Origin of the sequence: Enterobacter huaxiensis, from assembly GCF_003594935.2 — a bacterium.
Taxonomy (GTDB): domain Bacteria; phylum Pseudomonadota; class Gammaproteobacteria; order Enterobacterales; family Enterobacteriaceae; genus Enterobacter; species Enterobacter huaxiensis.
Genome location: NZ_CP043342.1, coordinates 651,282 through 676,697 on the forward strand (window position 1 = coordinate 651,282; position 25,416 = coordinate 676,697).

The window sequence follows — 25,416 nt, forward strand, 5'->3', positions numbered from 1 at the left end:
GGTGGCGCTAACGCTTACCGAGCCTACGGGTACGAGGTTGTGTTGATTTTGTAGGCCGGGTAAGCGCAGCGCCACCCGGCGTTGTTCAGGCCAGCTCCAGCAGCTGCACCCGGGCCGTGGCCCCCGGCATCAGCCGCTGCAGGTTATTGATCAGCTCTTCTCCGGCCTCTTCCAGTGCCGCAAGTGGCATCGATGGCAAACTTTCAAGAATAAACCACATAGACGTCGCCTGGCTGTCCAGGCGGGTACGCACTCCCTGTCGCCAGTTCCAGCGGCGGCAGGTGACGCCGAGATCGTCGCGCCAGATGACTTCCCCCGGTTCCGGATGTTCCACCACCGGCTGGCCCTCTTTAAAGGTATCAAACGGCTCGCTGCCGTCGGCCAGCGTCAGGCGCGGCGCGCCCGAGTACGCCGCGAGATTTTCCCCACCCACCGGAATAGCGTAGCGAATACTCACTGCGTTATAGATATCCACGACCGGATCCAGCGACGGAAGAGAACCGTCTTTCAGTACCCGCTTGCGCAGGGCCGCGGCCGAGCAGGGCGTGCGTTTCGGTTTCGCGCCGAATGCTTTAAATACCTCATCCCAGGCGGCGAGATGATCTTCGGCCCAGGGCACATCATCATTCAACACCTGCTGGCAGGCCTGCGCCAGCGCGTCGGGTGCAACCTCCGGGCGGGTAATCGGGGCGGCTTCAACCAGAATGCTCAGCGCCCGAAAGCCGGGCGCAATTCCAGCGAGGCGCGAATCTATTGACGGCGTTACGCGAGACATAAATAATCCTGTATTGACTGTTTTATACCATGGTAGTGACTAATGACTGATAAAGTCAATATAATGACTTCGCAGGGTGCTGATGCTGCCCAGGTAAGCCTGGCCGTGGCGAACCGTATCCGCAGCTGGCGGAAAGAGAAAAAGCTGTCGCTGGACGAGCTTTCCCGCCGGGCCAGCGTCAGCAAAGGCATGCTGGTAGAGATCGAGAAAGGAACCGCTAACCCCAGCATAGCCATTCTGTGCAAGCTGGCCGCCGCGCTGGGCGCCTCGGTGGCGGATATCGTCAACGTCTCCAGCGAGCCGCTGGTGCATGTTATCGAAGAAGCGGCGATCCCGGTGCTGTGGCAGGGCGCTCAGGGCGGTTACGCCAGGCTGCTGGCCGGCACCGCGGGCCCGGACATGATTGAGCTGTGGCAGTGGGAGATGCAGCCGGGGGAGCGCTTTACCTCTTCGGGACATCCGACGGGAACCTTTGAGCTGCTGCACGTGAACGAAGGCGTTTTATCGCTGACGGTGGACGAGACGGTGACCCAGATAAACCAGGGCGCGTCGGCGGTGGCGAAAACGGAAGCAGCGCACGGCTATGCCAATGAAGGCGACACCGTGCTGCGCTTCACCATGACGGTGGCGGAGTTTCACCGATAAAAAGCAGCCCGGTGGCGCTACGCTTACCGGGCCTACATATGCAGTATTTTGTAGGCCGGGTAAGCGTAGCGCCACCCGGCGTTGTTTACGCCTCTTCCACGCTTACCCGCAGGGCTGCCAGCGCCTTACGCGCCGCTTTCAGCACCTGCTCACACTGCTCAATCGTCAGCGTCAGCGGCGGTTCGATGCGGATAGTCTTCGAGTTGTTGAGCGTGCCGGCCACCAGCACCCGCTGGCGGAACATCTCGCTCGCGAAGCTATAGCCGGTTTCGTTATCGACAAACTCAATCGCCATCAGCATCCCTTTCCCACGCGCGTCCTGCACCAGGTCCGGATACTCGCGGCCCAACTGACGGAAGCCGTCCAGCAGCATGTCGCCTTTCTGCTCCGCCTGCGCGGGCAGGTTTTGCTCAAGCAGCACGTTGATGGTCGCCAGCGCCGCCGCACAGGCCAGCGGGTTGCCGCCAAAGGTAGTGGTATGCAGGAACGGGTTATCGAACAGCACCGAGAACACCTCTTCCGTTGCTACCGTCGCGCCAATCGGCATCACGCCGCCGCCGAGCGCCTTCGCCAGGCACAGAATGTCCGGCTGAACATTCTCGTGCTCGCAGGCAAACATCTTGCCGGTGCGGCCCATGCCGGTCTGCACTTCGTCGAAGATCAGCAGTGCGCCAAACTCATCGCACAGCTGACGCACGGCAGGCAGATAGCCCTGCGGAGGCAGGATCACGCCGCCTTCGCCCTGAATGGGCTCCAGGATCACCGCCGCCACGTCGTCGCCGGTTTTACGGCATTCGCTCAGCAGGGCGCGCATCGCGTTAATGTCGCCAAACGGCACGTGGCGGAAGCCCGGCAGCAGCGGCATAAACGGTTTGCGGAAGGTCGATTTGGCGGTCGCCGACAGTGCGCCCAGAGATTTACCGTGGAACGCGCCGCTGGTGGCGACAAAGGTGAATTTCCCGCGCGGCGACTGGTACGCTTTGGCGAGCTTAAGCGCCGCTTCGACCGATTCCGTGCCGCTGTTGCTAAAGAAGCTGTACTTCAGCTTGCCGGGCGTTAAGGCCGCCAGCGTTTTCGCGAGCATGGCGCGAAGCGGGTCGAGCAGTTCCTGGCTATGGAGAGGTTGTTTCGCAAGTTGATTCTGTACGGCGGAAACCACTACTGGATTACGGTGCCCCACGTTGAAAATGCCAAAACCACCCAGGCAATCTATAAACTCCTGTCCCTGGGTGTCGACAAGCGTGTTGAGACTTCCCGCTTGCCACTCTACGGCTCCGTAATCCCCGCCGGCGGTAACAGATTTGCGATACTCCAAAAACCCTGGGTTCACATGCTCTTTAAAGTAGTCAATGACCTCTCTGTTAAGCTGTTTCATCTCCTCATGATCGAGCGTTCGCTTCTCAATGAGATTCAGTGCGTGCGCGGTACAGGCAAGAGCCGAGGCGCTGGAAGGTAACCTGTTCAAAATATGCTCCCGGGGATCGCGTATCACATGATACTGGTTTAAGTATTGCAGGGATTACGCCACTTCCGAGGGCTTAGCGAAAATCGGGATAAACGCCAGGTTAACATTATGTTGCACAATATTTAATCACGGAGAGGCAAACCAAACGGGATGAAGGCATGACGCGGTGGGCTTAGGCTTTTTGCCGAAAGGGGGCATGCGCACCGGTGTGGTGCATGGGCTGCTTCTTAAGTGGGCGTTAACACATCATGCTTTGTGAGTAATTTCTTTGCGAAAGTATTTTAAATCAATCAATTATAAAATCTTACAAAAAGTGCGGTTTAACTGAAATTTGCGATCCCGATCGGATTTAACAACTAAAGATAAATTGTTTACCGCCGAAAAAACAATAAACCACAAAATTAACATTCGAATAACCTGCAAGGAATGCCTGCATGTCCTCTCCTGCCTTTGTCACCCAGAACGAATATCTCCTGGACGATGACACCACGCTCATGTCGACCACCGATCTCGACAGCTACATGACCCACACCAACGATACTTTCGTACAAGTAAGCGGTTACTCCCTCAAGGAACTTTTGGGACAACCGCACAACCTGGTGCGCCACCCCGATATGCCAAAAGCCGCCTTTGCCGATATGTGGTACACGCTGCAAAAGGGGGAGCCGTGGAGCGGGATCGTCAAGAACCGCCGCAAAAATGGCGATCATTACTGGGTACGCGCCAACGCCGTACCCATGGTGCGCCGCGGGCAGGTGACGGGCTATATGTCGATTCGCGCGAAGGCGACGGCAGAAGAGGTTGCGGCCGTGGAGCCGCTCTATAAAGCGCTGAATGAAGGCCGTTGCAGCAAGCGCATTCACAAAGGGCTGGTGGTCAGAAAAGGCTGGCTCGGCAGGCTGCCGGCTCTGCCGCTGCGCTGGCGAGTGCGCGGGGTGATGGCGGTGGTGTTTGCGGCACTGGCGGCAACGCTGGCGGCAACCTCTGCGGCCTGGGCTGCTTATGCCGCCGTCGCCGTTGTTATGCTGCTGGGGACGCTGCTGTTTGAACAGCAGATTGTTCGCCCGGTGGAAAACGTAGCGCGACAGGCGCTGAAGGTGGCAACCGGCGAGCGCAACAGCGTGCAGCACCTGAACCGCAGCGATGAGTTAGGGCTGACGCTGCGCGCCGTCGGGCAGCTGGGGCTGATGTGTCGCTGGCTGATCAATGACGTTTCAAGCCAGGTGGTGAGCGTGCGCGACGGCAGCGACAGGCTGGCGCAGGGCAATGAGGATCTCAACGACCGCACGCGCCAGACCGTCACCAACGTGCAGCAGACCGTGGCGACGATGAACCAGATGGCGGCGTCGGTCCAGAGCAATTCGGAAACCGCCGCTGAGGTGGACAAGCTCTCCGTCGCGGCCAGCAGCGCGGCAACGAAGGGCGGGAACGCGATGCAGACGGTGGTAAAAACCATGGACGACATTGCCGACAGCACCCAGCGGATAGGATCCATCACCTCGCTGATTAACGACATCGCTTTCCAGACCAACATTCTGGCGCTAAACGCCGCGGTTGAGGCAGCAAGGGCCGGTGAGCAGGGCAAGGGCTTTGCGGTGGTGGCAGGTGAAGTGCGCCATCTCGCCAGCCGCAGCGCCAACGCGGCGAACGACATTCGTAAGCTGATCGATGCCAGCGCCAGCAAGGTACAGTCCGGCTCCGATCAGGTTCACGCGGCGGGCCGCACCATGGATGATATTGTTGAGCAGGTGAAAAACGTCACCCAGCTTATCGCCCAGATCAGCCACTCCACCTCTGAACAGGCCACCGGGCTGTCGGAATTAACCCGCGCCGTGGCGGAACTGGATGGCATCACCCAGAAAAATGCCGATCTGGTAGAAGAGAGCGCGCAGATCTCTGCCATGGTGAAGCACCGAGCCGGGCGTCTTGAAGATGCGGTAACCGTGCTCCACTGAGTCGTTTTATGTTTTGGCAAAGCCGTTTATTTCCTTTAGGGATAAACGGCTTTTTCTTTTTCTGAATTATCAAGGTTGTTAAATAAATATTAAATAACTAAAAAACGCCGGTTTTTTTATTCCTCCCCCTGCGCTTACTCGACGTCGCTAAAGAAAAAAACGATCAAAGTCATAAAGTTAGCGAAAAAGTTACCGATAACGGTGATCGTCTGAGAAATAATCACATCGATGGAGTAAATATGTTCTTACATGACGTAAAGATCGGCACGAAATTATTTCTGGCGTTTGGGTTCTTTATTGTTCTGATGGTGGTGAGCGCGAGTCTTTCCCTGCTGAGCCTGAACCGGGCGAACAACGGAATGCAAACCATCATCAGCAGCGATTATCCAACCACGGTAAAAGCCAACCAGCTAATCGACAATTTCCAGGAATTTATCAGCACTCAGCAGCTCATGCTGCTGGATGAGCAGGGGACGTATACGGCGCAGTCACAGCAGCGCTTAAAGGAGATCAGCGAGCAGATCACCGTGATCCTCGGTGAGCTGAACAACGCGCTGCAGGATGCAAAATCCCAGCAGGTGCTGGCGGATATCCGGGATGTGCGCCAGCAGTACCTGGATTCGCGCTACCGTATTTTGCAGGCGGTACAGGATAACGATCGTGCGGGTGCCATCCGGGAGATGATGACCAAAACGATTACCGTTCAGCAGGCCTACAAAGCGAAGGTGCAGGCGCTGATTGCCATTCAAAACGGCGAAATGCAGAGCGCAGGCGCGCAGGTCGACGATGACTTCCGAACCAACCGCCTTGTGCTGATCCTGATCACCCTCTTCAGCGTGGTGGTGGGCAGCGTGATTGGCTGGTTTATCGTGCGCTCCATCACCCGCCCGCTGGGACAGGCGGTGAACTTTGCGGAAGCCATTGCCGACGGCGATCTGACCGGCAGCATTGCCTCTCATGGTAAAGACGAAACCGGCCTGCTGCTTACCGCGCTGATGGAGATGAAGACCCGCCTGCTGGACATCGTCCAGCAGGTGCAGACCGGTTCGGAGAACATCTCCAGCGCTGCGGCGCAGATTGTCGCGGGTAATCAGGATCTGGCCGCGCGCACGGAGGAGCAGGCCAGCTCCGTGGAACAGACGGCTGCCTCGATGGAGCAGATCACCGCGACGGTGAAAAATACCGCGTCGCACACCGGAGAAGCGACCACCCTTTCCGCCGGTGCCGCGACGGTTGTCAAAAATAACGGTGAGATGATGAAACAGGTGACCAGCAAAATGCGCCTGATAAACGAAACGTCTAACCGGATGTCCGACATTATCGACCTGATCGACGCCATTGCCTTCCAGACCAACATTCTGGCGCTCAACGCGGCGGTCGAGGCGGCGCGTGCGGGCGAGCACGGCCGCGGCTTTGCGGTGGTGGCGGGCGAAGTGCGCCAGCTGGCGCAGAAAAGCGCGTCATCGGCGAGTGAAATTCGCCAGCTGATTGAAAGCTCAAGCAGCCAGACCCAGGACGGGATGAACCTGGTCGAGAAGGCCAGCGGGCTGATCAACGGGATGGTTGGCAACGTGGAGGAGATGGACGTGATTCTGCGCGAGATCCGTCAGGCCAGCCACGAGCAGACGGAGGGCATCTCGCAGATTAACAGCGCGATTGGCCTGATTGACGCCACCACCCAGCAGAACTCCGCGCTGGTGGAGGAGTCCGTTGCGGCGGCGGCCTCGCTGAACGAGCAGGCGATGCACCTGAAGGCGCTGGTTCACGTCTTCCGCGTGAGCGAGCACGCGCTGGCTTAATCCAGCTGGGAGATCTCCAGCGCCGCGCGGTCGATTACGCCGATAATCTGCTTGAGCTGCGCGTCGCTGAGCTCTCCCTGGTTTACCTTCAGGTCCAGCACCGCTTTAAAGTTATCCAGCGCCCGCTTCATCTGCGGGTTTTTGCGCAGCTGGAAGCCGACGCTGCGGGCTTTAATACGCACCTGAATCTGTTCCAGCTGTTCCCGGTTATCGTCCAGCCAGCGTTGTCCTTCGACGGTAATCGCAATCTTCTTGCGGCCGTTCTCTTCTTCGGTAATGGTGATAAACGACCGATCCTGCAGGTAATCCAGGGTCGGGTAGATCACGCCGGGGCTCGGGGTATAGTTCCCCTGCGTCAGGTTCTCGATCGCTTTGATCAGCTCATACCCGTGGCTCGCGTTACGCGTCAGGATATCCAGGATCACCAGCCGCAGGTCGCCGTGGCCAAAGAATCGTGGACGGCGCCCGCCGCCGTCGTGTCCGTGTCGCATAGTGAACCTCTGAAATTGATATATCTAAACTATATCTTAGATATATTCAGATGCAATCTAAAAGATCTTGCATTCTTGGTTAATAGCAATCATTATCATCTAAAATTAATTTAGATATATCGTATTCACCTGAGAAGGGCATAAAAATGACATCAACCCGTTACCCTCAACGTGTCCGCAACGACCTGCGCTTTCGCGAGCTGAACGTGCTCCGCGTTGAGCGCGTTACCGCTGGCTTCCAGCGCATCGTTCTCGGCGGCGAGGCGCTGGAGGGCTTTAGCTCCCGCGGTTTTGACGACCACACCAAGGTCTTTTTCCCCGCACCGGGTACCTCCTTTGAGCCGCCGGTAGTCACGGATGAGGGCATCAGCTGGGGTGAAGGCGTGCGCCCGCAGGCGCGTGACTATACGCCGCTGTATGATGAAGTGAATCATGAGCTGGTGCTCGACTTCTTCATTCATGCGGGTGGGGTGGCCAGCAGCTGGGCTGTCGCGGCGAAGCCCGGCGACAAACTCACTATCGGCGGGCCGCGCGGTTCGCTGGTGGTGCCGGAAGATTACGCCTGGCAGCTCTACGTCTGCGACGAGTCCGGCATGCCCGCGCTGCGCCGCCGTTTAGAGGGCATCGCAAAACTGCCGATCCGCCCGAACGTACGTGCGGTGGTCACCGTGAGCGATGCGTCTTATAAGGATTATCTGGCTCACCTGAGTGAATTCAACATCACCTGGGTTGTGGGCCACAGCGAACAGACGGTGGCGGAGCATCTGGCCGCGCTATCCGTGCCGGAGGCGGATTATTTTATCTGGCTGACCGGGGAAGGGAAGGTGGTTAAAAACCTGAGCCGTCAGTTTGAAACCGACGCAATTGACCAACAGCTGGTGCGTGCCAGCGCATACTGGCACGCGAAATAATCAGGCCGCTGAATCCAGCTGCGCTTCGCTTACCTGATGTTCGAGCGAGGCGCGGACCTCGTGCAGCGCTTTCTCCTGCTGAGCAAAGTAGGCTTCCATATTGTTCAGCGAGGAGACCAGCAGCCAGGACTCTTCTTTCTCCAGCTCCGCCAGCTCGTTCACCAGGGTGTCGATTTGCTCGCGAACCTGCGCCATTTTTTTGCGGATACGCTCCAGGTCGTTCAGCCTGTCGCTCGCCATCAGCGGCTCAAAGCCCTGTTGCAGGCGCGCCACCAGCGAGCGAATGGCCTTAACGTCGCCGCGCTGTTTGGCCTGGTTGAGCTGCACCATCATGGTATTGGCTTCTTCTTTCAGATCGTCCGCAACCAGATCCGGGTGGCACAGCCTGCTCGCCTGACGCCACAGCCGCTTCAGCTCGTTCCGATCCTCTTCCGAGAGATCTTTCCCCTTGCGCAGACGCACTTCGGCATCGTGATGCTGTTCGCGGTACTTCTCATACTCGTCGTGGGCCTCATCGCACGCCTGACGGGCAGGCTCTTCTTCACGGGTTAAGCCACTCTCCAGCTCCAGCGCTTCGGCCAGCAGATTGGCAATCAGACTGCTTTGCTGCTGCAGCTGTTTGCGCGCGTCTGCGGCCTGTACGGAATCGGCAGGCAGATCGCGCCAGCGCTGGGTGAGCGTTGCCAGCACCTCTACGGCCTGCGCCATATAGCGCTGGCAGCGGCGATAATCCTCTTCACGACGACGCGCCTCCGCCTGCTGACGACGCAGATTTAGCTCGGCCAGCGTTTTACGCAGGGCGAGGATCTGCTGCATCAGCGGCCCGAGGCGGGAGAAATAGAGATCGTTGAACTCATCAAGCTGCTGTACGCGGGCGTTGCGGCGGTCAATAAGATCGCGCAGACGCTCCTCCAGCGCCTTCAGCTCCAGCTTGCTGGCCGCCACCTGCGGATCGCGCCACGGGGTAACGGCGCGCTGGCTCTGTAGCCATGCGGTGATGGCTCTAATGGCAGCGGTGTAATTCTTCTGCTCAAGCGCCACGACGATTGCCTGTAGCTCATCGTCAAACGCTTCATTTTTCAGCCGCGTCAGCTGGCTCTGGATGATGTCGTCATCTTCCAGTTCGATGGCATTTTTAATGATTTCTAGCCGTTTGATCGGTGTGCTCATGATGCCTTTCGCTCTGGCGCTTAAGTATTTGAGTTAAGGTTAGTTGTTGTAAAAGCTACAGGAAATAATACACACGGATGATGATCGGCGCGATGGGGGATTTCTTTAGTTTTTAGGGTTTGTGAAAGAGTTAGGGGTATGTATCGGCGATTATGGAAGGAGGATCGCAGAAGCTAGATGTGGTCAGGGAATTCGCTTTTTTGAAAGGCAGGGGCAGGAGTAAGTTGAGCGTGTTGCAGGAGAACTTGCATCCGCCTACTTATCCTGGGCTGTTGAATTTTAAATAAGATTTGTGAATGTACCCGCAGGTATTACTGAGTAATACACTCGTTATGCCTGTGATCAGAGGGTCTGGCTGTATTGCTTCAGGGCATGGTGTATATGCTGCGGAATTCATTACGGGATCCATACTTAACGCATAAGTCGACGTGAAGTGAGGCTGGCGATAATGTCACTCTTAAGGGAGAAAATGGCTTGGCAAAGTACACTTTAAATTCCGTAGAAGAGCGCTATCAGCCTGGGTCGAACGAAGCAGTACTTCTCAATAAGCTGGGGATCGTTGATTCACAGGAAATGGAAGAACTTGAGTCTGGCTTGTTATTAATTCTTTATGAAAAGTTGTTCATTACCAATCATATCCCTGACGTGATGACATTTGGACACATATCAGACTGGCATCGTCAATGGCTAGGGAATGTTTATGAATGGGCGGGAAAGTTGCGCAATACGAATTTGGCGAAAGGTGGCTTCCAGTTTGCTTCTGCGGATCGAGTCCCCGGGCTGTTAAGCGAATTTGAAGAACGGTTTCTTACCCGAGTTACGTTTCTGGATGCTCTTTCTCGACCTGAGCTTGTTACTTTCCTGGCTGAATGCCATGTTGAATTTATTTTGATCCACCCGTTTCGTGAGGGAAATGGGCGTTTGTCGCGTTTAATATTCGACGTTTTATGCGTACGAGCAGGACAAGGAATACTGGATTACAGTTTATGGGACATGCATAAAGATTTTTACTTCAAGGCGATACAGGCAGGCATGTCCGGAAACTACACGCCTATGATCCGGCTGGTAAGTGATATCCTGCCACATTAACGTGCAAGGCCGATGGTTTTGGCACGTGATAGATTACGCTTGAGCTGCTGCTCAATTTTTTGAACTGACTCACCTGTTTCAATTGCCGTCGAGCTTGCAACTGAGCGATAGATCTGTGATTTAGTGACTCGCGCTGGGGTTGATTGTTTGGTCATTTCAGAACCTCTTTTTTCGAGATTGTAGTTTCAGGGAGTAAGGTCTGCAAGCGGGAATGCATCATTCCTACATTGCGAATGTCATTCATATTATCTCTGTGAAGTATCACATGAGAAAAGCAAAAGGGCCGGAGATTTCTCTCCAGCCCTTGCTGTATTTGGTGGCCCCTGCTGGACTTGAACCAGCGACCAAGCGATTATGAGTCGCCTGCTCTAACCACTGAGCTAAGGGGCCGTGGCGGTGAATTATAAAGTAACTCCCCTCAGCAATCCAGCCATTCACACCTGCCTGCTGTTTTTATAAACAATGCATAATCAATCCTTTATACTTCCTTAACGATGTATCGATTGGGAGTAAAGATGATCAACGACATTCTGGCCCCCGGCCTGCGGGTGGTATTCTGTGGAATCAACCCCGGCAAGTCCTCGGCGCACACCGGTTTTCACTTCGCCCATCCTGGAAACCGCTTCTGGAAAGTGATCTATCAGGCAGGGTTTACCGACAGGCTCCTGAAGCCTGAAGAAGAGCAACATCTGCTGGATACGCGCTGTGGGATTACCATGCTGGTCGAGCGCCCCACGGTGCAGGCAACGGAAGTAAACCTGCATGAGCTGCGCACGGGCGGGCGTGAGTTGATCAGGAAAATTGAAGACTATCAGCCTGCGGCACTGGCGATCCTCGGCAAGCAGGCCTACGAGCAGGCTTTCAGCCAGCGCGGGGCGCAGTGGGGCAAGCAGAGCATCATGATTGGCGTGACGCAGGTGTGGGTGCTGCCGAACCCAAGCGGGTTGAACAGGGCGACGCTGGATAAGCTGGTTGAGGCGTATCGGGAACTTGATGAGGCACTCATGGTGCGCGGGCTGTAACAGCCGGAGCCAGAGGCTCCGGCGTCATTATCAGAACTCGACGCGTGCGCCCATGTTGTAGCGGCGTCCTTCCAGGATGGAGGACTGGTTGTAGGACGTTTTGTAGATTGGGTTCACGTCGAACAGGTTGTAGACCCCCGCCATCAGCGTGGTGCGCTTGTTGAGGTGGTAGCGTGCGCCTAAATCGATCAGCGCATAGGCCTCGGTTGATGTTGATTTGCCGGTGTTCGGCGTATTGCTGCGCCAGCTGGCTTTGCTCCACAGCTCAAGGTCGTTAAGCGCGTTCCACGTGAGTGACAGGTTGGCCATGCTGCTCGGGAATTCGTTCAGCGCCTCACCCTTATACTGGCCGCTTTTTTGTTCGCTGTGGGTATAGGTATAGTTTGCGTTTGCCTTCAGCGCGGCCGTTACCTGCCAGTCACCGTTCAGCTCCAGACCATAAATCTCCGCGTCGCTGACGTTGAAGTACTGAGAGACCTCTTCCGCTTCATACCCGTTGTAAATACACTTCTGCGTGGCGGTTGCCGTACAGATGGTGTAATCGCTGATCTTGTCTTTGAATTTGGTGAAGAACACGGTGGCATCCAGCGCGAGGGAGTCCTCTTGCCAGTAGACGCCCAGCTCGGTGTTGACGCTCTGCTCAGGCTTCAGGTCATCGTTCCCGATGCCGATAAAGGAATACGGATAGGCGCCGTAGACGCTGGTGAAACCTTCGTTGTTCTCACGCAGATCCGGTTTTTTATAGCCTGCCGATACGCCGCCCTTCAGCGCCCAGCTTTCATCAATGGTCCAGTTACCGTAGAGTTTTGGCGTCACGTGGTAGCCAAAGTAGCTGTCGTGATCCAGACGTGCCGAGGTTGTCAGCGTGAAGTCAGGCACCATCATCCACGCGTCTTCGGCAAATACCGCCCAGCCGTTACGGGTGATTTTGCTCACCGGCGTGACGCCCGGCACCTCTTTGTCTTCGATGCCGAAGGTGTCGTCCAGCTCGTTGCGGGTGAAGTTGATCCCCAGCGTCAGCTTGTGGTCGCCAAGCGAGAAGGTATTCGCGCTGTTGGCCTCATAGTTACGCTGCTTGATAAACTGTGAGTCCATGCCCGGCACGCGGTATTCGGTTTTAGCGTTCTCGTAGCTGACGAAATTTTTTACCTCCAGAAGATCGTCACCGTACCAGGCGTGCTGAGACAGCGACGCCGCGTCGCGATCAAAATCCCACTCCCAGGCTTTATCGTTGTGCGATTTTTCCTGATGGCCTTTGACGACGTTCAAATCCCAAAGCTGGGTGTCTGTCGGCGACATACTGATGGTCGCATCCAGGTTGCCGGCCTGGTGCTTTACAAAGCGCTCGTCGTTCTGGCTGTCGTCATCGCGACGGTCAAGATAATCCGCCGCCACGCTTACCCCGAGCTTGCCCGGAATGACCGGCCCCATCAAAAAGGCGTTGGTCTGGTTGGTGTTGCCGTACTCGCTCTTCTCCTGCAGGAAGTAGTTGTTTTCCAGCACGCCGGTCCATGCATCCAGGCTGTAGCCCTTTTTGGTAATGACGTTGACCACGCCGCCGATGGAGTCCGATCCATACAGGGAGGACATCGGCCCGCGGATCACCTCGATGCGCTCGATGGCGGCAAGCGGCGGTAAAAAGGCCGCTTCGGTGCCGATATGGTGCCCGTAAGGGCGGGACTCACGCGTTCCTTGCTTGATCCCGTTCACCATGTAGGAGGTATAGGTCGAGTCCATGCCGCGCATCTGGACGTCGCCCGTGGCAAGGCTGCCGTTACCGTTGCCCACTAAGACGCCGGGCATCTCGCGAAGCGCTTCGGTGACGTTCTGGTTGGAGCGGGTGTTCAGCTCTTTCTCGCCAACGACGGAGATGGTCGCGGGCGCCTCGCGGCGCTCCTGCGCGAAGCCGGTGGCGGTGACCACGAGCTGATCTTCACCGGCAGGCGCGGTCTCTTCCGCGAAAACCGCTGCGGGTAGGGTGGCGAGGGCGAGCGAAATCGCCAGTGCCGTATGTGTCTGGTTAATCACAACGCCATCCTCAAAATTGGGTTAAATCGAGTTTAAGCACGTAGTCTGCCTTGCTGGCTTTCTCATCCTGCTTCACGCTGACAAAGAGCGTTTTACCGTCAGGTGAAAGCACCATGCTGTTCGGCATGGCTGCCGTTTTGATGGTGTGCTTCAGGCCGTAGGTGCTGGCATCGATAACGCTTATCTGACGGGCGTTGCGGTGGGTGACGTACACTTCGTTGCGCGCAGCATTGTAGACCGCGGCGATAGAGTTCGGGGTAGGCACGCGATGAACGATCTTACCGCTGTCGAGTTTTACAACCAGCACGTCGGCGGTATTGGTGTCCGCTATAAAGCCAATGCCCCTGGCGGTGTTCAGAGCGATGTTCAGGAAGTAGTGTTTAGGTTCAGCTGGGTCAACCTTCACGCGGGAGAGCTCCCGGGAGGTCTTGCCATCCAGGGTAATCAGTTCGCCGCTGCCGGTGACGGCATACACTTTGTCGCCCGCTTCATCGACGGCAAAGCCGACCGGATCCCTCTGTTTCAGGGTGTGCAGAAGCTGCTGATTTTGCGTGTCGACAACCCACAGCACGCCTTTATTTTCGCTGCCAATGCCGGAGACATAGAGGCGGTTATGTTTTTTGTCGAGAACCACTTCGCGAACGTGGGCCTTACTCTCAGCATCCGCAAGCTGCAGGGTTTTGACCTCTTTGTTGGTGCGCGTATCCAGCAGGGTGACTGAGCCATCCAGCGCGTTGCCTAACCAGAGGATATGGTTCGGCTCATCCAGGGAGACGGCAAAAGGACGGCGTTGCGTGGTTATACGCTGATCGATCTTCAGCGAGCCGGCTGAAAGCCTGAAGACTTCCCCGGCCGTTTTGTCTTTGTCAAAAGAGGGGGCTGAGGCCGCATAGAGAGATTTCTGCCCGGCGTCATACGCCAGTTCATAGACCCCGTGGCCCAGAGGCTGAGACGCGAACTGCGCCTCGGTGAAGTCCTTCGCCAGAGCAGTACCAGCATGCACTGACAGAGAAAGGGCGAGCGCGCAGAGGGAGTAGTTTTTTAATGTTCTGAAATTCATGTAATTTTTCTTTACAGTAGTTTACGAAAAGAAAAATGATAATGAAAATAAGTATCATTTACAATTGCATCTATGTGTGGATGCCCCTACCAACTTTTGTACTGTGGGGAAAAAACCCAAAAAAAAAGCTCCCATAAGGGAGCTTTCATTTTCAGGACCGATTAGTCGTCCAGGAAGCTACGCAGCACTTCAGAGCGGCTTGGATGACGCAGCTTACGCAGCGCCTTCGCTTCGATCTGACGGATACGTTCGCGGGTAACGTCGAACTGTTTACCCACTTCTTCCAGCGTGTGGTCGGTGTTCATGTCGATACCGAAACGCATACGCAGCACTTTTGCTTCACGGGCGGTCAGGCCAGCCAGAACGTCGTGCGTAGCAGCACGAAGGCTCTCGGTGGTCGCAGAGTCCAGCGGCAGCTCGAGGGTGGTATCCTCGATGAAATCGCCCAGATGCGAATCTTCATCATCACCGATTGGTGTTTCCATGGAGATAGGCTCTTTTGCGATCTTCAGCACTTTACGGATCTTGTCTTCCGGCATCAGCATGCGCTCAGCCAGCTCTTCCGGCGTCGGCTCGCGGCCCATCTCTTGCAGCATCTGGCGGGAGATACGGTTGAGCTTGTTAATCGTCTCAATCATATGCACCGGAATACGGATGGTGCGCGCCTGGTCTGCGATAGAGCGGGTGATCGCCTGACGGATCCACCAGGTAGCATAGGTGGAGAACTTGTAACCACGACGGTATTCAAACTTATCAACCGCTTTCATCAGACCGATGTTACCTTCCTGAATCAGATCCAGGAACTGCAGGCCACGGTTGGTGTATTTCTTGGCGATAGAGATAACCAGACGTAAGTTCGCTTCAACCATCTCTTTCTTCGCACGGCGCGCTTTCGCTTCACCGATAGACATGCGACGGTTGATGTCCTTCACCTGCTCAATGGTCAGGCCGGTTTCTTCTTCAATTTGCTGCAGTTTCATCAGGCCGCGCTGCACGTCTTCTTTCACGTCGAGCAGTTTTTCAGACCACGGCTTGTTCATCGCGATAGCGGCGTTGAACCAGGTTTCGCTGGTTTCGTTGCCGGTGAAGAGGGTGATGAAGTTCTTCTTCGGCATTTTGCACTGTTCAACACACAGCTTCATGATGATGCGTTCCTGGGTACGCACGCGATCCATCATGATGCGCATGCTGTTAACCAGGTAATCGAACTGTTTTGGCACCAGGCGGAACTGTTTGAAGACTTCAGACAGTTTCAGGATCTCTTCCTGAGCGGCAGCGTGGCTGCGGCCTTTTGCCTTGATGGTGTCGCGAGCCAGTTCGTACTGGGTACGCAGCTCACCAAATTTCTCACGCGCCAGCTCAGGGTCGATGCTGTTGTCATCGTCGCTGTCGTCTTCTTCTTCCTCATCCTCTTCTTCTTCGTCATCCATCTCTTCCTGAGACAGTTCAGAACCGACGTGAGTGGCGGTTGGCGCCATATCTTCTTCAGCGTTCGGGTCGACAAAGCCGGTGATAAGGTCGGACAGGCGAGCTTCTTCCGCTTCAACGCGATCGTACTGCTCCAGCAGATAGGTGATCGCTTCCGGGTATTCAGCAACAGAGCACTGAACCTGGTTGATCCCGTCTTCGATGCGTTTAGCGATGTCAATTTCGCCTTCGCGGGTCAACAGCTCAACGGTACCCATTTCGCGCATGTACATGCGGACCGGGTCAGTGGTACGCCCGATTTCAGATTCCACGCTGGACAGTACCTGTGCAGCAGCTTCTTCCGCATCTTCGTCAGTGTTGTTGGAGGTTTCAGCCAGCAACAGATCATCGGCATCCGGTGCTTCTTCCATCACCTGAATGCCCATGTCATTGATCATTTGGATGATGTCTTCGATTTGGTCTGAATCGACGATATCTTCCGGCAGATGGTCATTGACCTCGGCATAGGTCAGATAGCCTTGCTCCTTACCGCGTTGGACAAGAAGTTTCAGCTGTGACTGCGGGTTTTGCTCCATAAGACGGTATCCACACTTAATTCGTTTGATTGGTGTCGGCGATGGGGCTGCCAACCTTTAAAGCGAGGGCGTACTTATATTTTTGCCGCTGCCTCTCAGTGCGGCTGCCGGGGGCTTCCCGATCGATATTCGGCACTTAAGCCGTTAAATTTTTTATTTCTTCGCCAGTTCCTGGTTTAACATCCAGAGCTCCCGGCGTTCTTCGCTGCTTAAGCCATGTGTGCGCTCGCGAGCTATCAACTCTTCCTGGCGCAACTCAAGCATCGAATCAAACATATGGTTGAGTGAGTCGGTGAAGGTTTTTTCTGCGATATCCTTATCTGCTATATCGTCCCACATCGACAGTTTTTCAAGGGTAGCGGCCTCTTTTGTGCCACGATAATGTTCTAAAAGTTGTCCGGTGGTCAGACCTGGCTGCGACAAACAAGTGTTGACCAATTCTGAAAATAAGCCAAGCCCGGGCAGCTTTTCATGGTTCAAACCCGCCAGCGACGGCACCTGCGGAGCAAGTTCGGGGTTTTGCACCAGTAACCCTATCAGTATACGCATGGTTGTGCGTTTTAGCTGAGGCGCGGGGCGAACCGAGCCGTTTTCAGCCTGTTTTGGCATTAAACGTTCAAGCTGGCTGTCATCCAGAATGCCGAGCTTGTTGCCTAACTCCTGACGCAGATAGATGCGCAGCGTTTCGCCGGGCACCTGGCTGATTAACGGCAGCGCCAGCGTACTGAGCTGCGCGCGCCCGTCAGGGGTACTCAAATCGACCTGCGGCATCAGGCTGTTAAACAAAAACGTGGAGAGCGGCTGAGCCTGCTCCATCCGCGCTTCAAACGCCGCTTTGCCCTCTTTACGCACCAGCGTATCCGGGTCTTCACCGTCGGGCAGGAACATAAAGCGCAGCTGACGCCCGTCGGTCATATAAGGTAGCGCCGTTTCCAGCGCGCGCCAGGCGGCATCGCGTCCGGCACGGTCACCGTCGTAACAGCAGATGACGTTGTTGGTCACCCTGAACAGTAGCTGAATATGATCGGCGGTGGTGGACGTACCTAACGACGCAACGGCGTAGTTGATGTCGTACTGCGCCAGCGCCACGACGTCCATATAGCCTTCGACGACCAGAAGACGCGGAGGTTCCGCATTATTCTGCTGCGCCTCATAAAGACCGTAAAGCTGGCGGCCTTTATGGAAAATATCGGTTTCCGGGGAGTTGAGGTACTTCGGCATGGCGTCACCCAGCACGCGACCACCAAACCCAATCACCCGGCCACGCTTGTCGCGGATCGGGAACATTACCCGTTCACGGAAGCGGTCGTAGCTTCGTCCCTGGTCGTTAGTGACCAGCATGCCTGCATCGATGAGGGATTTACGATCTTCGCTATTGCCGCCAAAACGCTTTAACACGTTGTCCCAGCCGGGCGGGGCGTAACCAATAGCGAAACGCGCAATCACATCGTCGCTCAGTCCGCGCTTGTTCAGATACTGACGCGCAGGCTCAGCCGCAGAGTGCTTAAGAGACTGTTGATAAAACGAATTCAGGCCATCCATCAGTTGATACAGCGTTTGCCGCTGATGGCGCTCGATCTGACTTGGCCCACTGCCCGCTTCATACGGCACTTCAAGGTTGTGCATCGCCGCCAGCTCTTCGACGGTTTCAACGAACTCGAGCTTGTCGTAGTTCATCAAAAAATCGACGGCATTACCGTGTGCGCCACAGCCGAAGCAATGGTAGAACTGCTTTTCACCGTTTACGGTGAAGGAGGGGGTTTTTTCGTTATGGAACGGACAGCACGCATGGTAGTTCTTGCCCTGCTTTTTTAGCTTTACCCGCGCGTCGATGAGATCGACGATGTCGGTTCTGGCAAGCAGGTCATTGATAAATACGCGTGGGATTCTTCCGGCCATATGCCCCAAAATTTTAAGCGACTTATAAACGAAAACAAGCCGCGCATTCCTTCCGGAAGCACGGCCTTACGACTATTACTCTGTCTGTCAATTGAGGGCTTTGGCCCTCAACCAATTAGTACAGACGAGTACGGCGTGCGTTTTCGCGAGCCAGTTTCTTCGCGTGACGTTTCACTGCAGAAGCTTTAGCGCGCTTACGTTCGGTCGTTGGTTTTTCATAAAACTCACGACGACGAACTTCAGCCAGAACACCTGCTTTCTCGCATGAACGTTTGAAGCGACGCAGTGCAACGTCGAACGGCTCGTTTTCACGTACTTTAATTACCGGCATGTAACTCTCACCTTTAATAAATTCGGTTTGCCGCTGGCATCAACGCCAGCTTATTTCAAAATGGTGCGGAATTTTACTGCAAATGCTGCTGCTTTGTAAAGCACCGATGCGATTTTGAAAGGGACTTTAATAAGGGTGAGGAGTATACACGAGCCTTCTTCCTGGGGCGAACAAAGTTTTACATCAACCCGCCCAGGCTCTACACTGCGCGGTATTGAAACGAGGTAAATCAAGTCATGCGTGTACTGGGTATTGAAACATCCTGCGATGAAACCGGCATCGCCATTTACGACGACGAAAAAGGGCTACTGGCCAACCAACTGTATAGTCAGGTGAAATTGCATGCTGATTACGGCGGCGTCGTGCCTGAACTGGCCTCTCGTGACCACGTGCGTAAAACGGTTCCCCTGATTCAGGCGGCGCTGAAAGAAGCGGGATTAACGGCAAAAGAGATTGATGCAGTGGCGTATACCGCAGGCCCGGGCCTGGTCGGCGCGCTGCTGGTTGGCGCGACGGTGGGTCGTTCACTGGCGTTTGCGTGGGATGTTCCGGCGATCCCGGTTCACCATATGGAAGGGCATCTTTTAGCGCCGATGCTGGAAGACAATCCGCCAGAGTTTCCGTTTGTTGCGCTGCTGGTTTCCGGCGGCCATACGCAGCTGATTAGCGTAACGGGGATTGGCAAGTACGAGCTGCTGGGCGAGTCGATCGACGATGCGGCCGGTGAAGCCTTCGACAAAACCGCCAAGCTGCTGGGCCTGGATTATCCGGGTGGCCCGATGCTGTCGAAAATGGCCGCACAGGGAACGGAAGGGCGCTTTGTCTTCCCGCGCCCGATGACCGACCGTCCGGGGCTGGATTTTAGCTTCTCCGGCCTGAAGACGTTCGCGGCCAATACTATCCGCAATAATGATAACGACGAGCAGACGCGTGCCGACATCGCCCGTGCGTTTGAAGATGCGGTGGTGGATACGCTGATGATCAAGTGCAAGCGCGCGCTGGATCAGACCGGCTTCAAGCGTCTGGTGATGGCCGGCGGCGTGAGCGCTAACCGCACCCTGCGCGCGAAGCTCGCCGAGATGATGCAAAAACGCCGTGGAGAGGTGTTCTACGCCCGCCCGGAATTCTGTACCGATAACGGGGCGATGATCGCCTACGCGGGTATGGTGCGCCTGAATGCGGGCGCGACGTCCGACCTGAGCGTGTCCGTGCGTCCGCGCTGGCCGCTGGCGGAACTGCCGGAGGCGTAACCCTCACCCTAACCCTCTCCCACAGGGAGAGGGGATCATAGGACTATACCCGCAGCATCCCTTTCTCTTCCAGAAACGCAATAATCGTCGCTAAACCGTCACCCGCCTTCAGGTTGGTAAACGTCCACGGACGATCGCCGCGCATGCGGTTGGTGTCGCGCTCCATCACCTCCAGCGACGCACCGACGTACGGCGCGAGATCGGTTTTATTGATCACCAGAAAATCGGATTTGGTGATCCCCGGCCCGCCCTTGCGCGGGATTTTTTCCCCTTCGGCCACGTCGATGACGTAGATGGTCAGATCCGCCAGCTCCGGGCTGAAGGTCGCGCTCAGGTTGTCCCCGCCGCTTTCAACGAAGATCAGGTCCAGATTACCGAACTTTTCGCTTAGCGCTTCCACTGCCGCCAGGTTCATTGAGGCATCTTCGCGAATGGCGGTATGCGGGCAGCCGCCCGTCTCCACGCCGACGATGCGCTCCGGCGCCAGCGCGCCCGCTTCGGTCAGGATGCGCTGATCCTCTTTGGTGTAGATATCGTTGGTCACGACCGCGAGATGGTACGTGTCGCGCATCGCCTTGCAGAGCGCTTCCAGCAGCGCCGTTTTGCCCGATCCTACCGGGCCGCCCACGCCGACGCGCAGGGGAAGTTTGTAATCAGCCATGTTGACTCCTCAGGAACGGAATAGTCGTGAATATTGGGTTTCGTGTCGCGCGGAGGCGATGGCGGACAGCGGCGTTGCTGCCCCCAGCGCGCCGTCGCTACGTAAAAATGCCTGTTCAAAGCCAGTGGCGTAGTGGTCGCTCAGTTCGATAATCAGCTGCTGCGCGGCCTGCTGCCCAAACGGCACCAGCTTGACGCCCGCCATGACCGCGCTCTCCATCCAGCTGTAGCCGAGGCTCAGCGCCAGCTCGCGCGCGCTAATGCCCCAGCGCACGCCGAGCCAGGCCATGCCGCCGAGCTGGCTCTGCATAAACAGCGGCAGCCATTCGGGCGGACAATCCGGCTCCCAGCTCTTAATCAGTCGCGTAAAGGCCGCCCCGCGATTGCGCTCTTCTTCTCGCAGCTCGCGCGTTTCCCGGCAGGCGAGAAGGTATGCCGTCCAGCGTTTTGCATTTGTAAGATCGCGTTGCTCACAGGCCTGATAAAGACGGATAAACAGCGGCAGATCGACGCAGAAAAAGCTCTGCTCCATCTGCTGAATTTGCCAGCGTTTAAAGGCCTCGGCGTCCGTGACCCAGCCCGCCTCAACGGCCCACTCCAGCCCCTGCGACCAGGTAAACGACCCGACCGGTAGGCTGCTGCTGGAGAGCTGCATCAGGCGCAGCCTCTGGCGGGCGTGCTCCATCAGCTCATCAGCGCCAGCAGGGCGGAGACGATCAGCCCGCCGCCGAAGGTTTTACGCAGGCCGTCGTGACGGCGCAGCAGCAGCCCTGCGGCAAAGCTGGCGCACAGCACCGTGGCGCTGGCCAGCATAAACCCGCTGGTGAAGAGCAAGAAGCTGTGGCCAGACATCTCCACGCCGTGCGCCCAGCCGTGGAACATCGCCAGGGCAGGCACCGCCAGCAGCAGGCGATTTTCAGTTTTAAACATCATCACGCCGGATACCGCCAGCGAGGCGATAATCAGCATCTCCATGCCGCTGAAGCCGCCGAGCAGGCTGCCCGCAATGGCGCCGACAAGCATCATCCCGAGGGTGGCGAACGGCAGCAGGAGTTTGCGGCCGCTCAGCGCCGAGAGCACGCCCGCGCCGGTCAGCATCAGCAGGTGATCGAGCCCGGTCAGCGGATGCAGAAAACCGGCCTGAAAGCTGTCGGTGCCGTGGCCGGGATGCGCGAGCGCGGGAACGGAAAAGGCCAGAAGCAGCAGGGGTAAATACTTACGCATGATTAATCCTTAATGTGAATGAGCGTGAGAGTGGCTGTGGGCATCGCTGGCATAAGCGCCCGCTTCCGGTTCAAACGGCAGGCTGGCGTAGGCCACCTCCAGCCCGAACTGGCGCAGCATGTCGTCGAGAACGTGGTCGTGGTGATAGCGCAGCTCGCCGGGCATGATCTGCAGCGGCACGTGGCGGTTGCCCAGGTGATAGCAGGCGCGGGCGAGCAGGAACGGATCGGCGCAGCGCACCACGGAAACTGACTCCGGGGCGGCGATCACCTCGACAACCTCGCTGCCGTCGTCGGTGGTCAGCAGGTCGCCCCCGCGCAGCAGCAGGCCGCGCGGCAGCATCAGCCCGGCTTCGCGGCCGTCGTTCAGCGATACGCGGGCGCGGCTTTTCACCCGTACGTCAATCGGCAGCGTGACGCTGGCGGTGACGGGGTGGGCATGGTCCAGGCGTTGGGTTAAGTAGATCATCATCACTCCTTAAAACAGGAAATAGCGTTGCGCCATCGGCAGAACGTCAGCCGGTTCGCTGGTTATCAGTTCACCGTCGACGCGCACCTCGTAGGTTTGCGAATCGACGGTGATATTCGGCTGCAGGCCGTTGTGGATCATGTCCGCCTTTTTCACCGTCCGGCAGCCTTTCACCACCGCGGTGGCGCTCTGCAGGTTGAGCTGCTGCGGGATGCTGTTCGCACTGGCGGCCTGCGAGATAAACGTCAGCCGGGTGGCATGACGCGCGGCGCCCAGCGATCCAAACATCGGACGGTAATGCACCGGCTGCGGCGTTGGGATCGAGGCGTTGATGTCGCCCATCGGCGCGCAGGCGATCATTCCACCTTTGACGATGGTGGCGGGCTTGACGCCGAAGAACGCCGGGGACCAGACCACCAGATCCGCCAGCTTGCCCGCCTCAATCGAACCGACTTCGTGGGCGATGCCGTGGGTGAGCGCCGGGTTAATGGTGTATTTGGCGACGTAGCGCTTCACGCGGAAGTTGTCGTTCTCGCCGGTCTCCTCCGGCAGCGCGCCGCGCTGGACCTTCATGCGGTGCGCGACCTGCCAGGTACGGATGATCACTTCCCCGACGCGGCCCATTGCCTGAGAGTCTGACGAGGTGAGCGAGAACGCGCCGATATCGTGCAGCACGTCTTCGGCGGCGATGGTTTCACGACGAATGCGGGATTCGGCAAACGCCACGTCCTCGGCGATATCCGGGTCGAGGTGATGGCAAACCATCAGCATGTCGAGATGCTCGTCGATGGTGTTCACCGTGTAGGGCAAGGTCGGGTTGGTGGAAGAGGGCAGAATATTCGGGTGCGCGCAGGCAGTGATGATATCCGGCGCGTGGCCGCCGCCCGCGCCTTCGGTGTGGAAGGTATGGATAGTTCGCCCGCCGATGGCCGCCAGCGTGTCTTCGACAAAACCTGACTCGTTCAGCGTGTCGCTGTGCAGCGCCACTTGAATATCCATTTCTTCCGCGACGTCCAGCGAGCAGTTGATCGCCGCAGGCGTCGCGCCCCAGTCTTCGTGGATCTTCAGCCCGATGGCGCCGGCGGCTATCTGCTCGCGCAGGGCATCAGGGTTTGAACCGTTGCCTTTGCCGAGCAGGCCGATATTCACCGGCAGCGTATCGGCGGCCTGCAGCATGCGGGCGATATACCACGGCCCAGGCGTGCAGGTGGTGGCGTTGGTGCCCGCCGCCGGTCCGGTGCCGCCGCCGATCATGGTGGTGACGCCGGAGACCAGCGCCTCTTCCGCCTGCTGCGGGCAGATCCAGTGGATGTGGGTGTCGATTCCGCCAGCGGTGACGATCTTCCCCTCGGCGGCGATGACTTCTGTTGCCGCGCCAATCGGGATCGTTACGCCGGGCTGAATGTCCGGATTACCCGCCTTACCCACGGCAAAGATCCGCCCGTTCTTCACGCCGATATCGGCCTTCACGATCCCCCAGTGATCGACGATCAGCGCGTTGGTCAGCACCAGATCCACGCAGCCGTCGGCGGTCATCTGCCCCTGGCCCATGCCGTCGCGGATCACCTTTCCGCCGCCGAACTTGACCTCTTCGCCGTAGACCGTGAGATCGTCTTCCACTTCTACCCAAAGCTCGCTGTCGGCCAGCCGCACTTTATCCCCGGTGGTGGGGCCGAACATATCGGCATACGCCCGGCGTGAAATCTCAGCCATGTTTCACCTCACCCATCACCTCGCCGCGAAAGCCGAAAATGCGCTGCGCCCCGGTGACCTGAACCAGCGTCACTTCGCGCTTCTGGCCGGGCTCAAAACGCACGGCGGTGCCCGCCGGGATGTTCAGCCGGTAGCCTCTGGTCGCTTCCCGATCGAACTTCAGCGCCGGGTTGGCCTCGTAAAAGTGGTAGTGCGATCCGACCTGGATCGGCCTGTCGCCGTGGTTTTCAACGATCGCGATCCGGGTTTTGCGCCCGACGTTGAGAGCAATATTGCCGGGCTGGACCCGGTATTCGCCAGGGATCATCATGAGCTCCTTAGACGATCGGGTTATGGACGGTGACGAGCTTGGAACCGTCCGGAAAGGTGGCTTCCACCTGAATATCCGGGATCATCTCCGGGACGCCCTCCATTACCTGCGCGCGCGTCAGGACGTGGCGGCCCGCCTCCATCAGCGAGGCGACGGTTTCGCCATCGCGCGCGCCTTCCATAATGAAGGCGCTGATCAGCGCGACCGATTCCGGGTAATTGAGCTTTACCCCGCGCGCAAGGCGGCGCTCGGCAACCAGCGCGGCGGTGAACAGCAACAGCTTGTCTTTTTCTCTGGGGGTCAGTTCCATAACGTTTCTCTTATGTCTGCCAGATACGCGGCGAACAGGCGGGTTTGGTGGTGAGAAGCGGGCGAAGCGACTGCCAGATATCGCGCATCACCCGCTGGCAAATCAGGTTGTCGTGGGAGAGAAAACGCACCGACAGCAGGCCATCGGTGAGCGTTGCCCCGGCATAATTTTCCAGAGGTGAGAGCCGCTCGCGCACCGCGTCGAGGTGATTTTCCGTAGCCGGATAAAAAAGCAGAGTGCCCAGCCACGGATGCCCGGCGACGGGTGCGAGATCGCCGTCGCTAAGATGCAGGCGCTCAATCAGGCGCGGCTCGTCATCTACCCACACCTCAAGGCGGCTCTCCAGAGTGCCGTGGCTGAAGGTTTCGTTTATCACCGGGCGGCCCAGGCAGTACAGCTCCCACGCCAGCAGCGTGCTGGAGGCCTTCAGGTGAAAAACGGAGCGCAGCGCGGCATTCGCGCCGGGAAAAATAATCGTGTCCTGCGGCAGCCACTCCAGGATGGAGTCTTCATCGAGATAAAAATGCTGGCTCAGACGAGCCTGCGGGCCGCTGCTGCGATAGAACTTGCTGGCGCCGGGCATGGTGATAAGCACATGGCTTTTGGCGTCCAGCTGAACGGAAATGTCCAGCGTATCGCCGCCCACAATCCCGCCGGGCGGGTGCAGCAGGTAAAGGTGGCAGGTTTCCCCTTCGGGATAAAACGGACGCTGGACGGTAAGCGGCCCGACGTGATGAGCGGAGTGCAGGAGGGTTTTCTCAGGGGTGTGACGAAACTGCAGGGCAAGCGACGCCTGCCAGCCTTTATACGTATTATCAGTGACCTGAGCTGCTAACAT

25 protein-coding genes and 1 tRNA gene are annotated in these 25,416 nt (G+C 57.3%); 7 read left to right on the forward strand and 19 right to left on the reverse strand.

Features of this window, described 5'->3' with window-relative positions; all coding sequences use genetic code 11:
* Window positions 1-85 precede the first annotated feature (85 nt).
* Window positions 86-775 carry a B3/B4 domain-containing protein gene (locus D5067_RS03190; protein WP_119936917.1) on the reverse strand — a complete coding sequence of 230 codons (690 nt, stop codon included), beginning with the start codon at window positions 773-775 and terminating at the stop codon, window positions 86-88.
* A gap of 42 nt (window positions 776-817) precedes the next feature.
* Here D5067_RS03190 and D5067_RS03195 point away from each other — a divergent pair, with 42 nt between their 5' ends.
* Window positions 818-1,420, forward strand: a complete 603-nt coding sequence (locus tag D5067_RS03195) for a helix-turn-helix domain-containing protein (protein ID WP_119936918.1) — start codon at window positions 818-820, stop codon at window positions 1,418-1,420.
* Between the two features lie 85 nt (window positions 1,421-1,505).
* Here the strand turns inward: D5067_RS03195 and ygjG are convergent, their stop codons facing one another.
* Window positions 1,506-2,885 (reverse strand): putrescine aminotransferase, encoded by a 1,380-nt coding sequence (gene ygjG, locus D5067_RS03200; RefSeq protein ID WP_167456769.1) that lies wholly within the window; start codon window positions 2,883-2,885, stop codon window positions 1,506-1,508.
* 434 nt (window positions 2,886-3,319) lie between these two features.
* Between ygjG and D5067_RS03205 the strand changes: the two genes are divergently transcribed.
* On the forward strand, window positions 3,320-4,840 hold the full coding sequence (locus tag D5067_RS03205) for a methyl-accepting chemotaxis protein (RefSeq protein ID WP_119936920.1): 1,521 nt from the start codon (window positions 3,320-3,322) through the stop codon (window positions 4,838-4,840).
* A gap of 239 nt (window positions 4,841-5,079) precedes the next feature.
* Window positions 5,080-6,639, forward strand: coding sequence for a methyl-accepting chemotaxis protein (locus D5067_RS03210; RefSeq protein WP_119936921.1), 1,560 nt, complete (start codon window positions 5,080-5,082; stop codon window positions 6,637-6,639).
* Here the strand turns inward: D5067_RS03210 and D5067_RS03215 are convergent.
* Window positions 6,636-7,130 (reverse strand): PadR family transcriptional regulator, encoded by a 495-nt coding sequence (locus D5067_RS03215; protein ID WP_119936922.1) that lies wholly within the window; start codon window positions 7,128-7,130, stop codon window positions 6,636-6,638. The two genes, D5067_RS03210 and D5067_RS03215, sit on opposite strands and share 4 nt — an antisense overlap.
* 146 nt (window positions 7,131-7,276) lie before the next feature.
* Between D5067_RS03215 and D5067_RS03220 the strand changes: the two genes are divergently transcribed.
* Window positions 7,277-8,041 carry a siderophore-interacting protein gene (locus tag D5067_RS03220; protein ID WP_119936923.1) on the forward strand — a complete coding sequence of 255 codons (765 nt, stop codon included), beginning with the start codon at window positions 7,277-7,279 and terminating at the stop codon, window positions 8,039-8,041.
* On the opposite strand, the gene D5067_RS03225 is transcribed toward D5067_RS03220, so the two are convergent.
* Window positions 8,042-9,211, reverse strand: a complete 1,170-nt coding sequence (locus D5067_RS03225) for a J domain-containing protein (RefSeq protein ID WP_119936924.1) — start codon at window positions 9,209-9,211, stop codon at window positions 8,042-8,044. It lies immediately after the preceding gene.
* A gap of 474 nt (window positions 9,212-9,685) precedes the next feature.
* On the opposite strand from D5067_RS03225, the gene D5067_RS03230 reads away from it, so the two are divergent.
* Window positions 9,686-10,300, forward strand: a complete 615-nt coding sequence (locus D5067_RS03230) for a Fic/DOC family protein (RefSeq protein ID WP_119936925.1) — start codon at window positions 9,686-9,688, stop codon at window positions 10,298-10,300.
* Here the strand turns inward: D5067_RS03230 and D5067_RS03235 are convergent.
* On the reverse strand, window positions 10,297-10,455 hold the full coding sequence (locus tag D5067_RS03235) for a hypothetical protein (RefSeq protein WP_162844785.1): 159 nt from the start codon (window positions 10,453-10,455) through the stop codon (window positions 10,297-10,299). The two genes, D5067_RS03230 and D5067_RS03235, sit on opposite strands and share 4 nt — an antisense overlap.
* A 159-nt stretch (window positions 10,456-10,614) precedes the next feature.
* Window positions 10,615-10,690: transfer RNA gene (locus D5067_RS03240), tRNA-Ile, on the reverse strand.
* Window positions 10,691-10,815: 125 nt separating this feature from the next.
* Here D5067_RS03240 and mug point away from each other — a divergent pair.
* Window positions 10,816-11,322 carry a G/U mismatch-specific DNA glycosylase gene (mug, locus tag D5067_RS03245; RefSeq protein ID WP_119936926.1) on the forward strand — a complete coding sequence of 169 codons (507 nt, stop codon included), beginning with the start codon at window positions 10,816-10,818 and terminating at the stop codon, window positions 11,320-11,322.
* Between the two features lie 30 nt (window positions 11,323-11,352).
* On the opposite strand, the gene D5067_RS03250 is transcribed toward mug, so the two are convergent.
* The 5 genes from D5067_RS03250 to rpsU form a co-directional block, all read right to left on the reverse strand.
* A complete protein-coding gene (locus tag D5067_RS03250) occupies window positions 11,353-13,350 on the reverse strand; it encodes a TonB-dependent receptor domain-containing protein (RefSeq protein WP_119936927.1) in 1,998 nt (665 codons plus the stop codon).
* Between the two features lie 10 nt (window positions 13,351-13,360).
* Window positions 13,361-14,410, reverse strand: a complete 1,050-nt coding sequence (yncE, locus tag D5067_RS03255) for a 7-bladed beta-propeller protein YncE (RefSeq protein ID WP_119936928.1) — start codon at window positions 14,408-14,410, stop codon at window positions 13,361-13,363.
* A 161-nt stretch (window positions 14,411-14,571) separates the two neighbouring features.
* Window positions 14,572-16,413 carry an RNA polymerase sigma factor RpoD gene (gene rpoD / locus D5067_RS03260; protein WP_119936929.1) on the reverse strand — a complete coding sequence of 614 codons (1,842 nt, stop codon included), beginning with the start codon at window positions 16,411-16,413 and terminating at the stop codon, window positions 14,572-14,574.
* Window positions 16,414-16,566: 153 nt separating this feature from the next.
* On the reverse strand, window positions 16,567-18,312 hold the full coding sequence (gene dnaG / locus D5067_RS03265; RefSeq protein WP_119936930.1) for a DNA primase: 1,746 nt from the start codon (window positions 18,310-18,312) through the stop codon (window positions 16,567-16,569).
* A 115-nt stretch (window positions 18,313-18,427) separates the two neighbouring features.
* Window positions 18,428-18,643 carry a 30S ribosomal protein S21 gene (gene rpsU, locus D5067_RS03270; protein WP_001144069.1) on the reverse strand — a complete coding sequence of 72 codons (216 nt, stop codon included), beginning with the start codon at window positions 18,641-18,643 and terminating at the stop codon, window positions 18,428-18,430.
* Window positions 18,644-18,879: 236 nt separating this feature from the next.
* Between rpsU and tsaD the strand changes: the two genes are divergently transcribed.
* Window positions 18,880-19,893, forward strand: coding sequence for a tRNA (adenosine(37)-N6)-threonylcarbamoyltransferase complex transferase subunit TsaD (gene tsaD, locus D5067_RS03275; protein WP_119936932.1), 1,014 nt, complete (start codon window positions 18,880-18,882; stop codon window positions 19,891-19,893).
* A 43-nt stretch (window positions 19,894-19,936) separates the two neighbouring features.
* Here tsaD and ureG read toward each other — a convergent pair whose 3' ends face one another.
* From ureG to D5067_RS03315, 8 genes are read right to left on the reverse strand one after another with little or no spacing between them, the layout of a single operon-like run.
* A complete protein-coding gene (gene ureG, locus D5067_RS03280) occupies window positions 19,937-20,554 on the reverse strand; it encodes an urease accessory protein UreG (protein ID WP_119936933.1) in 618 nt (205 codons plus the stop codon).
* Between the two features lie 9 nt (window positions 20,555-20,563).
* Window positions 20,564-21,238, reverse strand: coding sequence for an urease accessory protein UreF (locus D5067_RS03285; RefSeq protein ID WP_119936934.1), 675 nt, complete (start codon window positions 21,236-21,238; stop codon window positions 20,564-20,566).
* Window positions 21,238-21,777 (reverse strand): HupE/UreJ family protein, encoded by a 540-nt coding sequence (locus tag D5067_RS03290; protein ID WP_119936935.1) that lies wholly within the window; start codon window positions 21,775-21,777, stop codon window positions 21,238-21,240. Before D5067_RS03290 ends, D5067_RS03285 begins: the two co-directional genes overlap by 1 nt.
* Window positions 21,778-21,786: 9 nt before the next feature.
* Complete coding sequence (gene ureE, locus D5067_RS03295) at window positions 21,787-22,245, reverse strand: urease accessory protein UreE (protein ID WP_119936936.1); 459 nt, start codon at window positions 22,243-22,245, stop codon at window positions 21,787-21,789.
* 9 nt (window positions 22,246-22,254) lie between these two features.
* The gene (gene ureC, locus D5067_RS03300) at window positions 22,255-23,958 is read right to left on the reverse strand and encodes an urease subunit alpha (RefSeq protein WP_119936937.1); all 1,704 of its coding nucleotides are present in this window, start codon (window positions 23,956-23,958) and stop codon (window positions 22,255-22,257) included.
* Entirely contained in the window at window positions 23,951-24,265 is a 315-nt protein-coding gene (locus D5067_RS03305) for an urease subunit beta (RefSeq protein WP_119936938.1), read from the reverse strand. The genes ureC and D5067_RS03305 overlap by 8 nt, the downstream gene beginning before the upstream one ends.
* 10 nt (window positions 24,266-24,275) lie before the next feature.
* Complete coding sequence (locus D5067_RS03310; RefSeq protein WP_014071807.1) at window positions 24,276-24,578, reverse strand: urease subunit gamma; 303 nt, start codon at window positions 24,576-24,578, stop codon at window positions 24,276-24,278.
* A gap of 10 nt (window positions 24,579-24,588) precedes the next feature.
* Window positions 24,589-25,416, reverse strand: coding sequence for an urease accessory protein UreD (locus D5067_RS03315; RefSeq protein WP_119936939.1), 828 nt, complete (start codon window positions 25,414-25,416; stop codon window positions 24,589-24,591).

Excerpts from the sequence above, each read along its gene's own strand:
- D5067_RS03190 (WP_119936917.1), bottom strand. The coding sequence starts at position 775 with ATGTCTCGCGTAACGCCGTCAATAGATTCGCGCCTCGCTGGAATTGCG.
- D5067_RS03195 (WP_119936918.1), top strand. The coding sequence starts at position 818 with ATGACTGATAAAGTCAATATAATGACTTCGCAGGGTGCTGATGCTGCC.
- D5067_RS03205 (WP_119936920.1), top strand. The coding sequence starts at position 3,320 with ATGTCCTCTCCTGCCTTTGTCACCCAGAACGAATATCTCCTGGACGAT.
- D5067_RS03210 (WP_119936921.1), top strand. The coding sequence starts at position 5,080 with ATGTTCTTACATGACGTAAAGATCGGCACGAAATTATTTCTGGCGTTT.
- D5067_RS03215 (WP_119936922.1), bottom strand. The coding sequence starts at position 7,130 with ATGCGACACGGACACGACGGCGGCGGGCGCCGTCCACGATTCTTTGGC.
- D5067_RS03220 (WP_119936923.1), top strand. The coding sequence starts at position 7,277 with ATGACATCAACCCGTTACCCTCAACGTGTCCGCAACGACCTGCGCTTT.
- D5067_RS03225 (WP_119936924.1), bottom strand. The coding sequence starts at position 9,211 with ATGAGCACACCGATCAAACGGCTAGAAATCATTAAAAATGCCATCGAA.
- D5067_RS03235 (WP_162844785.1), bottom strand. The coding sequence starts at position 10,455 with ATGACCAAACAATCAACCCCAGCGCGAGTCACTAAATCACAGATCTAT.
- mug (WP_119936926.1), top strand. The coding sequence starts at position 10,816 with ATGATCAACGACATTCTGGCCCCCGGCCTGCGGGTGGTATTCTGTGGA.
- yncE (WP_119936928.1), bottom strand. The coding sequence starts at position 14,410 with ATGAATTTCAGAACATTAAAAAACTACTCCCTCTGCGCGCTCGCCCTT.
- rpoD (WP_119936929.1), bottom strand. The coding sequence starts at position 16,413 with ATGGAGCAAAACCCGCAGTCACAGCTGAAACTTCTTGTCCAACGCGGT.
- dnaG (WP_119936930.1), bottom strand. The coding sequence starts at position 18,312 with ATGGCCGGAAGAATCCCACGCGTATTTATCAATGACCTGCTTGCCAGA.
- rpsU (WP_001144069.1), bottom strand. The coding sequence starts at position 18,643 with ATGCCGGTAATTAAAGTACGTGAAAACGAGCCGTTCGACGTTGCACTG.
- tsaD (WP_119936932.1), top strand. The coding sequence starts at position 18,880 with ATGCGTGTACTGGGTATTGAAACATCCTGCGATGAAACCGGCATCGCC.
- ureG (WP_119936933.1), bottom strand. The coding sequence starts at position 20,554 with ATGGCTGATTACAAACTTCCCCTGCGCGTCGGCGTGGGCGGCCCGGTA.
- D5067_RS03285 (WP_119936934.1), bottom strand. The coding sequence starts at position 21,238 with ATGGAGCACGCCCGCCAGAGGCTGCGCCTGATGCAGCTCTCCAGCAGC.
- D5067_RS03290 (WP_119936935.1), bottom strand. The coding sequence starts at position 21,777 with ATGCGTAAGTATTTACCCCTGCTGCTTCTGGCCTTTTCCGTTCCCGCG.
- ureE (WP_119936936.1), bottom strand. The coding sequence starts at position 22,245 with ATGATCTACTTAACCCAACGCCTGGACCATGCCCACCCCGTCACCGCC.
- ureC (WP_119936937.1), bottom strand. The coding sequence starts at position 23,958 with ATGGCTGAGATTTCACGCCGGGCGTATGCCGATATGTTCGGCCCCACC.
- D5067_RS03305 (WP_119936938.1), bottom strand. The coding sequence starts at position 24,265 with ATGATCCCTGGCGAATACCGGGTCCAGCCCGGCAATATTGCTCTCAAC.
- D5067_RS03310 (WP_014071807.1), bottom strand. The coding sequence starts at position 24,578 with ATGGAACTGACCCCCAGAGAAAAAGACAAGCTGTTGCTGTTCACCGCC.
- D5067_RS03315 (WP_119936939.1), bottom strand. The coding sequence starts at position 25,416 with ATGTTAGCAGCTCAGGTCACTGATAATACGTATAAAGGCTGGCAGGCG.